The 13,430-nt window shown below is 53.4% G+C and carries 14 protein-coding genes; 9 read left to right on the top strand and 5 right to left on the bottom strand.

Annotated features, from left to right (window positions below; genetic code table 11):
* From N5098_RS03885 to N5098_RS03865, 5 genes are all read left to right on the top strand, one after another.
* Complete coding sequence (locus N5098_RS03885; RefSeq protein ID WP_267636380.1) at positions 1-1,419, top strand: V-type ATP synthase subunit B; 1,419 nt, start codon at positions 1-3, stop codon at positions 1,417-1,419.
* A gap of 93 nt (positions 1,420-1,512) precedes the next feature.
* A complete protein-coding gene (locus tag N5098_RS03880; protein WP_267636379.1) occupies positions 1,513-3,543 on the top strand; it encodes a bacterio-opsin activator domain-containing protein in 2,031 nt (676 codons plus the stop codon).
* Between the two features lie 96 nt (positions 3,544-3,639).
* Positions 3,640-4,422, top strand: a complete 783-nt coding sequence (locus tag N5098_RS03875) for a bacteriorhodopsin (RefSeq protein WP_267636378.1) — start codon at positions 3,640-3,642, stop codon at positions 4,420-4,422.
* Positions 4,423-4,507: 85 nt separating this feature from the next.
* Positions 4,508-4,795, top strand: a complete 288-nt coding sequence (locus N5098_RS03870; protein WP_267636377.1) for a hypothetical protein — start codon at positions 4,508-4,510, stop codon at positions 4,793-4,795.
* 37 nt (positions 4,796-4,832) lie between these two features.
* Positions 4,833-5,528: a V-type ATP synthase subunit D gene (locus N5098_RS03865; RefSeq protein WP_267636376.1), complete on the top strand. Its 696-nt coding sequence runs from the start codon at positions 4,833-4,835 to the stop codon at positions 5,526-5,528.
* Between the two features lie 68 nt (positions 5,529-5,596).
* On the opposite strand, the gene N5098_RS03860 is transcribed toward N5098_RS03865, so the two are convergent.
* A complete protein-coding gene (locus tag N5098_RS03860; protein WP_267636375.1) occupies positions 5,597-6,112 on the bottom strand; it encodes a DUF5817 domain-containing protein in 516 nt (171 codons plus the stop codon).
* 116 nt (positions 6,113-6,228) lie between these two features.
* Between N5098_RS03860 and N5098_RS03855 the strand changes: the two genes are divergently transcribed.
* Complete coding sequence (locus tag N5098_RS03855) at positions 6,229-7,413, top strand: inorganic phosphate transporter (protein ID WP_267636374.1); 1,185 nt, start codon at positions 6,229-6,231, stop codon at positions 7,411-7,413.
* Here the strand turns inward: N5098_RS03855 and N5098_RS03850 are convergent.
* A complete protein-coding gene (locus N5098_RS03850; protein WP_267636373.1) occupies positions 7,410-8,813 on the bottom strand; it encodes a hemolysin family protein in 1,404 nt (467 codons plus the stop codon). The genes N5098_RS03855 and N5098_RS03850 overlap by 4 nt on opposite strands.
* A 110-nt stretch (positions 8,814-8,923) precedes the next feature.
* Here N5098_RS03850 and N5098_RS03845 point away from each other — a divergent pair, with 110 nt between their 5' ends.
* From N5098_RS03845 to N5098_RS03835, 3 genes are read left to right on the top strand one after another with little or no spacing between them, the layout of a single operon-like run.
* Positions 8,924-9,226 (top strand): glutaredoxin family protein, encoded by a 303-nt coding sequence (locus N5098_RS03845; protein WP_267636372.1) that lies wholly within the window; start codon positions 8,924-8,926, stop codon positions 9,224-9,226.
* A gap of 5 nt (positions 9,227-9,231) precedes the next feature.
* Positions 9,232-9,756, top strand: coding sequence for a peroxiredoxin family protein (locus N5098_RS03840; RefSeq protein WP_267636371.1), 525 nt, complete (start codon positions 9,232-9,234; stop codon positions 9,754-9,756).
* A gap of 5 nt (positions 9,757-9,761) precedes the next feature.
* The gene (locus N5098_RS03835; protein WP_267636524.1) at positions 9,762-10,352 is read left to right on the top strand and encodes an L-threonylcarbamoyladenylate synthase; all 591 of its coding nucleotides are present in this window, start codon (positions 9,762-9,764) and stop codon (positions 10,350-10,352) included.
* A 1-nt stretch (position 10,353) separates the two neighbouring features.
* Here N5098_RS03835 and N5098_RS03830 read toward each other — a convergent pair whose 3' ends face one another.
* The 3 genes from N5098_RS03830 to N5098_RS03820 are packed head-to-tail and all read right to left on the bottom strand — an operon-like array spanning position 10,354 to position 13,430.
* Positions 10,354-11,013 (bottom strand): CRISPR-associated protein Cas4, encoded by a 660-nt coding sequence (locus tag N5098_RS03830; protein WP_267636370.1) that lies wholly within the window; start codon positions 11,011-11,013, stop codon positions 10,354-10,356.
* Positions 11,014-11,046: 33 nt separating this feature from the next.
* A complete protein-coding gene (locus tag N5098_RS03825; protein WP_267636369.1) occupies positions 11,047-11,325 on the bottom strand; it encodes a DUF7854 family protein in 279 nt (92 codons plus the stop codon).
* Positions 11,326-11,333: 8 nt separating this feature from the next.
* Complete coding sequence (locus N5098_RS03820) at positions 11,334-13,430, bottom strand: minichromosome maintenance protein MCM (RefSeq protein ID WP_267636368.1); 2,097 nt, start codon at positions 13,428-13,430, stop codon at positions 11,334-11,336.

Below are 13,430 nucleotides of genomic sequence, written 5' to 3'. Positions count from 1 at the left end.
ATGAAAGAATACAAAACGATTACCGAAATCAGCGGTCCGCTGGTCTTTGCCGAGGTTGACGAACCGGTCGGCTACGACGAGATTGTTGAGATCGAGACACCCGACGGAGAGACCAAGCGTGGACAGGTACTCGAAACGAGCGATGGGCTCGTCTCGATTCAGGTTTTCGAGGGGACTGATGGCATCGACCGCAACGCGTCGGTTCGATTCATCGGCGAGACACTGAAAATGCCCGTGACGGAGGACCTCCTTGGTCGCGTTCTCGACGGTTCCGGTCGACCTATCGATGACGGTCCCGATATCGTCCCCGAAGAACGACAAGACATCGTTGGTGAAGCAATCAACCCCTTCTCACGAGAGTATCCAGAAGAGTTTATCCAGACGGGTGTCTCCGCCATCGACGGCATGAATACGCTCGTTCGGGGGCAAAAGCTCCCGATTTTCTCCTCAGCAGGGCTACCACACAACGACCTCGCACTGCAGATTGCCCGACAGGCAACTGTCCCTGAAGAAGCAGAAGATGAAGGCGACGACGATGACTCCGAGTTCGCAGTTATCTTTGGCGCGATGGGGATTACACAGGAAGAGGCAAACGAGTTCATGGACGACTTCGAGCGAACCGGTGCACTTGAGCGCTCAGTTGTCTTCATGAACCTCGCGGACGACCCAGCAGTCGAACGGACAGTTACGCCGCGACTGGCGCTGACCACCGCGGAATATCTTGCCTTTGAGAAAGACTATCATGTTCTGGTTATCCTGACGGACATGACCAACTACTGTGAGGCACTGCGGGAAATCGGTGCAGCACGCGAGGAAGTCCCTGGCCGTCGTGGCTACCCCGGATACATGTACACCGACCTGGCACAGATCTACGAACGGGCCGGTCGTATCAAGGGCGAAGAGGGGTCAATTACGCAGATCCCCATCCTGACAATGCCCAGCAACGACATTACACACCCGATTCCGGACCTTACTGGATACATTACGGAGGGACAGATAATCGTCGACCCAGACCTAAACTCTCAGGGAGTTACACCGCCAGTCAATGTCCTGCCAAGTCTCTCCCGGCTGATGGACGACGGTATCGGCGAGGGGCTTACGCGTGAAGACCACGGCGATGTTTCCGACCAGCTGTATGCAGCGTACGCAGAGGGCGAAGACAAGCGTGACCTCGTGAACATTGTCGGTCGGGAGGCACTGTCGGACCTAGACAACAAATATCTCGACTTCGCGGACCGCTTCGAAGACGAGTTCATTGAACAAGGCTTCAAGCAGAACCGCGATATCGACGGGACACTCGACATTGGTTGGGACCTACTGTCTATGCTTCCGAAAGATGTCCTCAGCCGTATCGACGAAGACCTCATCGACGAGCACTACGATGAGGACGCCGAAGCTGAAGAAGTTACTGCTGACTGATACTGTCATTCGCTTTTATTGATTTTGATATCAGTGCCCAGCCACGGTGAGGCTGTGGTGAACACTGATAAGTGAAGCGACAGTAGTTATTATATGTCGTCTCAACGGGGAAGAAAGCTGAGGGTACTGTACGTCGACCCGGACGAGGGGACACGAGAGCGGGTAAGAGACGCGTTCGAAGAGCTATCAGTAACAGTCGATGTGACCCCAGACAGCGAAGATGCACTAGAACACCTCGCTGCTTGTCGCCCTGCTTGCATCGTTAGCGAACACGACCTTCCACTCGAAACAGGCATCTCCTTTCTCAAGTCTGTTCGCGAAACGTACGGTGAGATTCCGTTCGTCCTCTTTACAGGTGATGGGAACGAGCGAATAGCCAGTGATGCGGTAACTGCCGGTGTTTCAGAGTATATTCCAAAGACACCCCACAATAGCCAGCTAAATCAACTGGTCGAACGGGTATTAGATGTCGCTGAGACACAGAGAACAAAGGACCACCTAATCGAGGAGTCGCTCAAGGACACGGCAATGGACCGGGCGCCTGCAGGCATTACGATTGCCGATATGCGGGTGACAGGCGAGCCGCTTGTCTACGTCAACAATGCGTTCGAGCGACTGACTGGCTACTCGGCGTCAGAGGCACTGGGCCAGAACTGTCGATTTCTACAAAACGGGAAGTCTGACCAGCAAAAAGTCGACCAGATGCGGGAGGCAATAGAGAACGACGCGGAAACTGCCGTAGAGCTACGTAACTACACGAAAGATGGAGCCAAATTCTGGAATCGGGTCGAAATTGCACCGATTCGGTGGGAGGATGGGGAAGCAACACATTATGTCGGCTATCAGACCGATGTAACAGAACGCAAGGAAGCCGAGATTAGAGCACAGTCCCGCGCCGAACAGTTAGAACAAAAACAGGCCGAATTCGAGTCGTTACTTGAGAGAATCGAGGGATTACTTCAGGATGTCTCGGAACAAGTAATTCATGCACGAACGGAGTCAACAATCAAGCAACAGGTCTGTGATGCATTTGTTCAGGCAAACGGCTACACGCTGACTTGGATTGGCAAGCAGGAACCGGTAGAGCAAGAAATTACAGTAGATGCACAGGCACAATCCGGGTGTGAAACAGGTCAGGGACAGGTGACACCACCAACACCACTTGTCGAGCGGGCACTTTCAACCGAACAGGTTGTATTAGATAGTGACAACTCCGATATCAGGCCTGAAACGAGCGCCGCAGTAGCGGTACAAAACGATACTGAGTTGCCAAACAGTTCATTACCAACCCACGCGGTCGTCCCCGTCACATATCGAGAGGCAACGTACGGCGTCGTTGGTATCTGTGCAGAGGAAGACCATCAGTTCGATGAACACGAGACTATCGTGCTCTCAACTATCGGTCGTATCATTGGGACAGCGCTGAACGCGGTCCAAACGCAGTCAATGGTACAGGGAGATGCCGTAATGGAACTGAGACTGACAGTCGGTCCCGAAGAGAGTTTCGTCGGGGTTACCTCATCACTTGATTGTCGTCTTGAACATGTCGGGACCATCTCTCGGACCGAAGATTCGTGTACTGTGTTATTTTTCGACGTTGAGGGAGCCCCACCGACTGAAATAGTTGTTGCCGCCGAACGTCGCCAAGAGGTAAAGAAAGCGTCAGTAATCCGGAGTGGGAGAGAAAACAGGGGCCTGATTCGGCTGTCTGTTAGCTCCTCACCGCTCGTCGATGTCGTGGTTGAGCGAGGAGGGACAATCACCGACGCAGTCGCAGAAGGGAGAACCGGGACAGTGACTGTCCAGTTGCCAAAAGACACCGACCCCAGGCAGTTCGTCGAGGAGTTTAAGATGCGAGTCCCAAACGCCGTTTTGGAATCGTACCTCGAAAACCAGCGACCGCAACGGACCAATCAGGAGTTCGTGAGTGAAGTCAACGCTGCACTGACAGACCGACAGCGCGATGCCCTCAAGACGGCATATGTGAGTGGATTCTTCGACTGGCCACGACGGGCAAACGGTGAGGATGTTGCCGGAGGCATGGGAATTAGTCAATCAACGTTCCATCAACATCTCCGCAGTGCCAAACGAAAGCTCCTCGAAGCATTCTACGATAAACAGTAACTAGAACATATTTATTCGCTGTAAGTACCACCTAATCAACCAATTATATTGGGTATGGAATGTAATACCTATAACAACTAATTGGAATGTGTAACCATGGCACAACCAGGAAGTGAAGCGTTATGGCTCTGGCTAGGAACCGCAGGCATGTTCCTCGGGATGTTGTACTTCATCATCCGGGGATGGAACGTAAACGACTCTCGTCGCGAGAAGTTCTATATCGCGACGATAATGATAACTGCGATTGCCTTCGTAAACTACCTCTCAATGGCAACCGGATTTGGGTTAATAGAAATAACATACGAAGGTGAAACGTACGCGATATACTGGGCTCGATACACAGATTGGTTGATAACAACACCACTGCTGTTGTATGACCTCGCGTTGCTCGCAGGCGCTGATCGTAACACTATCGGGACGCTCATCGGGCTTGACGTGCTGATGATTGGTACTGGCGCTATCGCGACGCTAGCGACTGCACCGCTACTCGACGAAGTTGTTGCTAACCGCCTCGTCTGGTGGGGTGTCAGTACTGGACTCTTGCTCGTGTTGCTGTATTTCTTATTTACATCGTTGACCGAGCGAGTCAAGGACCTTCCAGCGAGTACACAGAGTACGTTCAGTACGCTGCGTAATCTGATACTCGTTCTGTGGCTGGTCTACCCGGTCTGGTGGCTTGTCGGCACAGAAGGTGTTGGTGTTCTTCCCGGTCCCGAAGACGGACTATACTTCGAGACTGCAGGATTCATGGTGCTCGACCTCGCCGCAAAGGTCGGCTTCGGTATCATCCTGCTCCGGAGTCATCAGGTGCTTGATGCGGTCAAAGAACGGACAACAAGCACGACTGGGGAAACGGGTGATACGCCACCTGCGCCCTGACACCTTACCAGTAGTTCCTGTCACCCACCAGTACTAGTACAAACGACTACCGTCTTTTTTCGCAAGGCCCCAAACAGTGCAAGGAATGCGTCTAAATAGAAGCGACGGCTACTACCAGCCAATGAACAACACCGACCCCATACTGCGGGCAGCGAGGAATGGTTTTGGCGTGTTGATGGTTGCGTTGCTTAGTCTCTGGGCCTATCAGTTCACCACAGACAGTGGGCCAAATCAACTCCTGTTTGACTTGCTGTTGCTTGGAGGGCTTATCTACTGGGCGTCACAGCTGTATTACAGCCGAAACACGCCGACAGAAGGTGAAGTAGTGGCTGATACCGACGACAGTGAATCGACCAACGGTAGCGATAACTGAAAACGGTTAACTGCCTCGGTGTACAAACCCTTCCCAAATGGCCAAGGACGTTAAACCCACGCGGAAAAACCTGATGGAGATCGAGGAGCGTATCGAGCTATCCGAGCGTGGGCACGACACGCTAGAGAAAAAGCGTGACGGCCTCATTATGGAGTTCCAAGAGATTCTTGACCAAGCACAAGACGTTCGCTCGGGTCTCGAAGCCGACTATCAGGACGCCCAGCGCGCCATCGACATGGCACGCGCAATGGAAGGTGACGTTGCTGTCCGGGGCGCTGCATCCGCACTGAAAGAACACCCCGAGATAACCACCCAATCCAAGAATATCATGGGTGTCGTGGTACCACAGATTGAGTCAACGAAAGTCCAGAAGGATCTACAGGAACGCGGGTACGGTGTACTCGGGACGAGTGCCCGTATCGACGAGGCTGCCGAAGCGTACGAGGAGTTGATTGAGTCGATTATTCTCGCTGCCGAGGTCGAAACTGCGATGAAAAAGATGCTCGACGAGATTGAAACAACCAAACGTCGCGTTAATGCACTTGAGTTCAAGCTCCTTCCCGAACTTCGTGAAAATCAGGAGTATATCGAGCAAAAGCTCGAAGAACAAGAACGCGAAGAGATTTTCCGGCTGAAAAAGATTAAAGATAAGAAAGAACAAGAAGCAAAAGAAGAGCGCGAGGCTGAAGCCGAAGGGGAGACTGAACAGGTTGCTGTCCAGTCCGGCGACTGAGTAGCTGCAGTTGTGTTTCTCGTGACCGAGAAGTGATGAAGCGAAAAGAAAAACAGTACCTGTAGTGATTACAGCAGCCGATACTGCTCGTTATTTTTCGTCACCTCACCACTTCTTCGGAGTTTCTCTAATAGCTGTTCAGTATCGGCAGCAGGAACACCACGCTCACTGGCGTAGGCTGTTATCGTCTCGGTGGTGGGCTCAGGGAGCGTTTCAAGTGCCTCCCGAATTATTGCTTTAGGACTGCTTGTACTCGTCGAATCGTCCTCAGCCGCCTCCTGCACTTCAGACACATTTAGACCTGATTCCCGCAGGTACGTTTCGTCGTCGATACCGCTTTCCTCAACGACAGCATCCAACTCGGCAAACGAATCCAGTTCAGCAAAGGCGTCGCTATGGCCCTGTCTTGAAGCAAGCATCGACGACCGCACTTCGCGTGCGTGGTCTTCGTCATCAGTAGTTATGAACTTACGGCGCTTGTGATGGCCACGAGTTTTTCCACAGCGGGGACACTGACTGGTTTCAGGTTCCCCATCGACAATCCACAGGGCACTACACGCGTCACAGCCAACGACTGCATACATAGCTGCTATTTATTCCCCAGCGTAAACAAACGGTTCGGTCAACGGTGAGTGAGACAAACTGGCAAACAACGAGCCGACCAGCACCCTCATACGCTTCGGTGCTGAATGGCAGGTAGATGGTCGGATTTGGCGGAGTCGTTACACTCGCAGTGGCCGGCGTTGCAAGCATGTTCATGTCCTGGGCTATCGGCGCGGGTTCATCAGGCTCGACCCCGTTTGCGCCCGCGGTTGGAGCGAACGCTATCTCGGTCATGCGCGCTGGCTTTCTGGTTGGAATTCTTGGTCTCTCCGGTGCCGTGCTTCAGGGTAAAAACGTAACTGAAGCCGTCGGGACGGAGCTGATAGCCGGGAACGCTGAACTTTCGGCGCTCGCCGCGACTATTGCACTGTTGCTCGCGGCGGGGCTTGTTGCCATCGGTATTTTCACCGGTTACCCGATAGCAACGGCCTTTACCGTTACTGGAGCCGTTATCGGCGTCGGACTGGCGATGGGTGGTGACCCTGCATGGGGGAAATACAGCGAAATTGCGACACTCTGGATTGGCACGCCCTTTGTCGGTGGGGGAGTTGCATACACAGTAGCTCGGATACTCCGAACCGATACCGTCCCGAACCCGGCTGCGATTCCACTTTTTGGCGCAGTTATCGGTCTTTTGCTCGCAAACATCCAGTTTGTCTTCTTTGCACCGGGAGATCAACAGTCCTCTCTTGCTCAGACAATCACTGAAGTGGTCGGCGGTGGACTGGTCGTCTCGGTTGGCGCAACCGTTGCAGTCGGCTGTCTGACTGGTGGGCTTCTCTTTTCGCAGATGCAACAAAATGAAACAGTCGCACAGCGCCGATTCCTGCTGGTACTCGGTGGTCTAGTGGCGTTTTCGGCAGGTGGGAGTCAGGTGGGGCTGGCGCTTGGACCGCTGGTGCCACTGCTTGGCGACTTCGATGTGCCAATTATCGCAGTGCTTTTAGGAGGTGGTCTGGGGCTGCTCGTTGGTTCTTGGACAGGCGCGCCTCGAATGATTAAGGCAATTTCACAGGATTACGCAGCTCTGGGCCCAAACAGATCTATCGCTGCGCTTATTCCGTCCTTCGCGCTGGCTCAGACGGCTGTCTTCTTTGGAATTCCCGTCTCGTTCAACCAGATTATCGTTTCAGCTATCGTCGGAAGCGGGTTCGCAGCGCGTGATGGGACGGGTGAAATCAGTGCCAGAAAAATCGCCTACACTATCTTTGCGTGGATTGCTTCACTTGCCGTTGCACTCGTGCTTGGCTACGTCCTGTTCACGCTCACAACAGTGTTTTAGATATCTTCTTGCTCAACGGGTTCTTCTGTGTCTTGCTGTTCGTATTCAGCCAGTCCGCTGATTCGTGCTTTCATAATACGTGTGTTCTCGACTTGTTCGACGAGGATATCTAGCCCTTCGTACTCGATTATCTCGCCTTGCTCGACAAGTCTCCCAGCTCTGTTGAACACGAATCCTGCAATTGTTTCGAACTCTTCACCCTCGGGAAGGTAGATATCCAACGCCTCGTTTACTTCGTCGATATTCACCTCACCTTTGACTTTTACCGTATCGTCGTCGACGAACTCAAATGGCTGGTCTTCACCACCTTCGAGGATTTCTCCAACAATCTCTTCGACGAGGTCTTCCATTGTGGCCAGACCTTCGGTCGTTCCGAACTCGTCGATGACGATGACCATGTTGATACGATTATCTCGCATCTCATGAAGCAGGTCGTCGACGTTTTTTGATTCAGGGACGTGGAGCGTCGGCTCGATAACGTCTTCAAGATCGACGCCTCCGTTGCTGTAGTGTTTGTTTCGAACGAGCTCGTTGATATGAACGACACCGAGCACGTTATCGAGTTCACCGTCGTAGACGGGCAATCGTTCATGACCGCTCTGGATACACGTCTCGATGGCCTCGTCAATATCTGCTTCTTTTGGAACGGCCGTCATGTCCAGTCGTGGCGTCATTACCTCTTTGACGATGGTGCGGTTGAATCGAAGCGTTCGCTCAAGCATCTGTCGCTCTTCTTCATTGAGGACGCCCTCGCGCTCGCCAGTTTCGATGATTTCTCGAATCTCGTCACGTGTCACATATCCTTCTTCGATAGCAGACCGCCCCCCTGTGAGCTTGTTGACTACTCGCGTCAAGTAATCAAACGTAATGACCAGTGGTAACAGCAGTATCTCCGCAAGCTTGAGCGGTCGAGCTGTCTTGAGCGCATACGGTTCGGTATTATCAATTGCGTATGATTTTGGCGCACTCTCACCGAAAAGCAAGACTAGCGCAGTGATGCCAAGCGTAGAGACGAAGACGGCCAGACTCTGACTTGCAAGGAAGTAACTCAAGAACCCGGTCGCAATCGAAGACATGGCGATATTGACAAGGTTGTTTCCGACAAGAATTGTCACGAGCAGCCGATGTGGGTCTGATTTTAAATCTTGCAGCGTTGTTGCTCCCCGTTTTCCCTCATCGACTGCCGGTTCTATGCGGTGATTGGGGAAAGCAAACATCGCAATCTCGGACGAGGAGAAAAACGCCGACAGCCCGAGGAGGATGATAATTATTAACACACCGGTTGCGGCAAAGTATGTGTTCGGAATTTCGGCTCCGAATACAGAGACAGATTGGATTGCCGCTTCCACGGTAGACTGGACGGCCAGACTCGGATACTCGACGAGACGGAGGCTATCCATTGGACCAAACGTTGACAGGGGCCGGGATTAAGTCTTATCGTCTCCATAGAGATGTCCGGTAAATGACTGGGTGCAAAGAATTTAGACTGTTGACCCCCCAACAACAGTACATGAGTGAGCCAGTAATCACACTGTATCGACTGCAGGCCTGCCCGTACTGCGAACGAGTCGTTACCGTTCTCTCGGATCTTGGCGTGGAGTACCAGTCTCGGTTTGTCGAGCCGATGCACTCAGACCGTGATGCAGTAAAACGTCTTACCGGGAAACGAACGGTGCCAGCAATTGTTGACGAAAACACCGGCGTCACCATGGCCGAAAGTGCAAATATTGTCGAGTATCTCGAAGGAATGTACGGCGAAGATGGCCCGCTTGCTGACAACGGGCAGCCTGCTGTTTCGGAGGGAGGAGCCTAACTTCAATGGAGTTCGATGTTGTCGACCTGCCAGAGACAGAACATCCGACTGCCGGCGACGAGGTACCAGTGTTTACTCGCCCGTTAGTCAATGCTGAGTACTGGGACGATGTTTCGCTGGCGGACCTGTACGAGGACGAACCCGTTTTGCTCGTCTTCTATCCGATGGACGGCGCGTTCCCGGCGACATATATCTGGAACGAACTCCGCGACCGCAAGTTCGACGAGTACGACCTGACGGTTGTCGGTCTCTCGATTTCGACGCCATACGAGCACGAATCGTTCATCGAGGACCGTACCCTCGAAGAGACGGGATTCCGGTTGTTCTCTGACCCGACAAATGGTGTAGCCAAGCAGTACGATATCGCTCACAGCCTCGATGGGATGGCAGGTATCAGCGAGCCTCGTCCCGCAACGTTCATTATCGACACTGACGGTATTGTCCAGTACAGTTGGGTGGCCAAGGAGTGGCCAGCGTTCCCTGACTACGACGACCTAGAGTCGGCAGTTGCGACGGAGCTTACAGCGTGAGTGGAATGTCTGATACTGAACTGACACAGGCACACGAAGCGATAGCCAGCGGAGATCTCATCGTTTATCCGACGGAAACGGTGTATGGGCTTGGTGCCGATGCACTTGACCCTGACGCCGTCGAGCAGGTCTTCAGCATAAAAGGCCGTGACCGCTCGAAGCCACTCTCGATGGCAGTTCCCGACCTCGAAACTGGTCGGGAGTACGTCTCACTGACCGAGCGTGAAGCGGCGTTTGCAGAACAGTTCTTGCCAGGACCGATAACACTAGTCGTCGAGCGACGCTCGATGGTGCCTAACGTGTTGACGGCCGGGCGTGAACGGGTTGGCCTTCGAATTCCAGACCACGAGCTGTCCCGGTCACTCGCCGACGGTCCAGGGCCGATTACGGCGACAAGCGCTAACGTGAGCGGAACCGGTAGTGCCCACCGCGTTAGCGAGGTCGACCAATCAATCCGAGACGACGCCGCGGTCGTTATCGACGGCGGGGAAACGCCTGGTGGTGGCTCCACAGTTGTTGATGTATCAGAGCGAATAGTTCACCGCCGTGGGGCAAACGCTGACAGTGTCGAACGCTGGCTTGCTGACGAAGCATAGCTCAGCCCCCAAGCAAGCTCCCAAGTGAGCGAGTTTTTACGCCACAGTCTTCCTGATACTCACAGGCTGAACACTTGGAGCGGTTCTTTGCTTTTGCTGGTGGGCCGTCGATTGCCTTGGCAGTTCTAAGCGCACTGCGGTAGGTTGCAGTCCGGCGCGAGTCGACGTCGATTTCTCTGACAAGACCATATGCAGGATACTCCGCAAAAGCGCGTTCAACGGAGCGTTCCAGCTCCCAAGAAAGGGCTTTTGCAGCGGCAACTAGCCGAACACTCTGGGACTCCCAGACACCACATTCTGCCGGCCTGCCAGTAAAAACCAACGACAGTGTTGGGCTCTCTGTGTCGAGTATCTTGTGTACAATACCGTGGCAGTCCTGCCCGCGGATATAGACGTTACGTCGCGATGGATTTACGAGTTCATCCCAACAACCGAGTCGTGCTCGCACACATCCCAAATTCGACCGATACTGTGTCGGGGTAACCTCGATGGAAGCATCTTCGAGTGCCGCTCTTTCAGCCAGCAACTGGTCGTATTCGAATGCGAGAGTCCGACGCTGTTGGACCTCTGGTGGCGTCTGTTCGTTATTTGTCGACTGTTGCCGATAGTAGAGTTTACGTGGGCAGTAAGCAGCTGTCTCGACCGCACGAAACGAGTTCATGACACGGGCTGGGCCCGTACTGAGATATAAACGTCAGGACTGGTCTATCGGTTCGACCTCGAATCTCTTGGCATCGGCGACAAGTGACGCTACATTCTCACGAGCCTCGGGTTGGGAGGACGCGACTACGACGAGCCCATCAACAGCTGGGTCGCCACTCGCACGGTACGCCCGTGCCTCAGGTTGGAACTCCGTGGCATAGGTTCTGAGAACACCACGTACGTCACGTTCGAGTTCTGGGAGTGTTAGTTCATCCTCTTCGTACCGAGTGAGTGCATTCTCGATGTTACGTAACGTCGAAATACGGTCCATCTCTGAAATCAGGTCGTCCGGAGGTGGTCGGTCCGTGGCTCGTAGACCTCGCCTTTCTGTTTGAGCTTTTCAATTTCGTGTTCGGCTTTGCTCGTCTTGATTCCTTCTTCCTCGGCACGCTCGACAATCACATCAACTGGCGCACCTTCGTCGTACTCATCCTCGATACTCGAGATGAGTTGCTTGATATTTTTGATGCGGTCGCGCTGGCTTTTGGATGTCCCTGTCTCAATAACATCAGCGTCGAACTCTCCCGTCTCGGGATCCATCCCGATCTCCTCAAGACAATACCGCGCAATCGCGGTTCCCCGCTCGGCATCCTCTTTCTCGACTGTATCGGAGAGGCGTACACGGGCACTTGCTTCGGCCAACCGGACCAACGCCTCCAACTTCCGGGCAGTAACGGGCACTGGTGCATCCTCATCAGCTCCCTGCGCACGAAGTTGCACGTAGAACTCCTGTATCACGCTCTTTGCCTCTTCGGTCATCGTCGGATAACACTCTCGTTTGGCGTACGCGATATACTTTCGTAGCAGTTCCGCATCGATTTCGGGCGACACCTCGTCGGTGACGTTTTTGACTTCTTCGACCGTATAATCGGAGTTGTTCATATGTTCACGATGAGTATTCAACTCACCGGCGTAGTTGGTCGTGAGGATGTGTTCAGCAAGTTCGGCGTCTTTCTCCTCGTTTGGGTTATCCGTGACCGTAAAGATGAGGTCAAACCGTGAGATGAGTGGGGGATCAAGGTCAATCTGCTCGCCGATAGGTTCATACTGGTCAAACCGCCCGTAGGTGGGGTTGGCCGCACCAAGCAAAGAACAGCGGGATTTCAGCGTCGCATTTATTCCAGCTTTGCTCACACTGATACTTTGTTGCTCTAAAGCCTCGTGCATCGCGCTCTGGTCTTCACTTCTCATCTTGTCCAACTCGTCGACTGCCGCGATTCCCTGGTCTGCGAGGACGAGCGCGCCGGCTTCAAGCGTCCACTGCTGACCATCGCCGAAATCATCACGCACTGCTGCTGCAGTCAGACCAGCCGAAGAACTCCCTTTTCCGGACGTATAGACCGAGCGTGGCGCAATCTCTTTGACGTACTGGAGCATCTGACTCTTTCCTGTTCCGGGATCCCCGATAAGCAACATATGGAGATCACCACGAGTCCGTGACCCATCGGGAAGATGTTTGGTCACACCCGAAAATAGCTGGAAAATCATCGCTCGCTTCTCTTTTTGATAGCCATAAATAGAGGGTGCAATCGACGCCTCCATTTTTTCGTAGATGTCCGGCTCGTTCGAAAGTTCGATTATTTCTTTTTTATCCTCGTCGGTGATATCCATCTCCTCGAACTGCTCGTCTTCAATTTCGACAGTCGTCCCTTCCATATAGAAGTCAAACATCGGTGACTTCTCACGTTCGGAGCCTTGTTGGTCGAGTTTGAGCATTCCCGTCACCTGGACATGGTCACCAGCAGTTACTTCACCGGTAATATCGTCCTCAATGTTGATATCGACGCTCTGTGGTGTCTCACCACCTCGCAGTCCCTCCGGTGACTCTTGTACGCGGAGTTTCTGGGCATCAATAAACTCTGACTGGTCGTAGTTGATACGGAACGGTCCCTGCCGCTCACAGCCCTGACACTCGTGGGGTTCCTGGAAATCACCACCCTCCTGTGGAATCCGTGAAAGGGTTCCACATCGTTGGCATTCGAATGCTGCGGTCGTGATTTTGGGGCGAACATCAGTTGCTTTTCGGACAATTCCCTGCACAGCGATGAGCATCCCTCGGTGGTCAGAACGAATTTCACGGATATCCGTTTGAGTGGGCAGTCCACGCGCCCGCACGTGTGCTTGACCGAGAGACACGTCTACCGGTAGGTCGTACAGCCGGAGGGCTTCTTCGGCATACTCTTTGAGTTGCTCTGGCTTGTTTCGAAAGTCGTCTGCAAGATTGGGGTCAAATCGGTAGAGGTCATCCCAGTCGACGTACAGCGACTTCTGCTCGTTAGGGTACTTTTGGGCGAGTTCCCCGATTTCGTTACGGTAGTAACTCCGGTAGAACTCTTCGAACGTATCGATGAGTTCGGTATCGTCCGCTCGTGCCAT

Source organism: Halovenus rubra (assembly GCF_026586665.1).
Classification (GTDB): domain Archaea; phylum Halobacteriota; class Halobacteria; order Halobacteriales; family Haloarculaceae; genus Halovenus; species Halovenus rubra.
This window is presented reverse-complemented; position numbering and strand designations above follow the sequence as displayed.

What these genes read in the sequence shown, in the direction of transcription:
- N5098_RS03855 (WP_267636374.1), top strand. Translation starts at nt 6,229, where the DNA reads ATGGTCGGATTTGGCGGAGTCGTTACACTCGCAGTGGCCGGCGTTGCA.
- N5098_RS03830 (WP_267636370.1), bottom strand. Translation starts at nt 11,013, where the DNA reads ATGAACTCGTTTCGTGCGGTCGAGACAGCTGCTTACTGCCCACGTAAA.
- N5098_RS03870 (WP_267636377.1), top strand. Translation starts at nt 4,508, where the DNA reads ATGCGTCTAAATAGAAGCGACGGCTACTACCAGCCAATGAACAACACC.
- N5098_RS03875 (WP_267636378.1), top strand. Translation starts at nt 3,640, where the DNA reads ATGGCACAACCAGGAAGTGAAGCGTTATGGCTCTGGCTAGGAACCGCA.
- N5098_RS03835 (WP_267636524.1), top strand. Translation starts at nt 9,762, where the DNA reads ATGTCTGATACTGAACTGACACAGGCACACGAAGCGATAGCCAGCGGA.
- N5098_RS03885 (WP_267636380.1), top strand. Translation starts at nt 1, where the DNA reads ATGAAAGAATACAAAACGATTACCGAAATCAGCGGTCCGCTGGTCTTT.
- N5098_RS03820 (WP_267636368.1), bottom strand. Translation starts at nt 13,430, where the DNA reads ATGGCACGAGCGGACGATACCGAACTCATCGATACGTTCGAAGAGTTC.
- N5098_RS03860 (WP_267636375.1), bottom strand. Translation starts at nt 6,112, where the DNA reads ATGTATGCAGTCGTTGGCTGTGACGCGTGTAGTGCCCTGTGGATTGTC.
- N5098_RS03825 (WP_267636369.1), bottom strand. Translation starts at nt 11,325, where the DNA reads ATGGACCGTATTTCGACGTTACGTAACATCGAGAATGCACTCACTCGG.
- N5098_RS03850 (WP_267636373.1), bottom strand. Translation starts at nt 8,813, where the DNA reads ATGGATAGCCTCCGTCTCGTCGAGTATCCGAGTCTGGCCGTCCAGTCT.
- N5098_RS03840 (WP_267636371.1), top strand. Translation starts at nt 9,232, where the DNA reads ATGGAGTTCGATGTTGTCGACCTGCCAGAGACAGAACATCCGACTGCC.
- N5098_RS03880 (WP_267636379.1), top strand. Translation starts at nt 1,513, where the DNA reads ATGTCGTCTCAACGGGGAAGAAAGCTGAGGGTACTGTACGTCGACCCG.
- N5098_RS03845 (WP_267636372.1), top strand. Translation starts at nt 8,924, where the DNA reads ATGAGTGAGCCAGTAATCACACTGTATCGACTGCAGGCCTGCCCGTAC.
- N5098_RS03865 (WP_267636376.1), top strand. Translation starts at nt 4,833, where the DNA reads ATGGCCAAGGACGTTAAACCCACGCGGAAAAACCTGATGGAGATCGAG.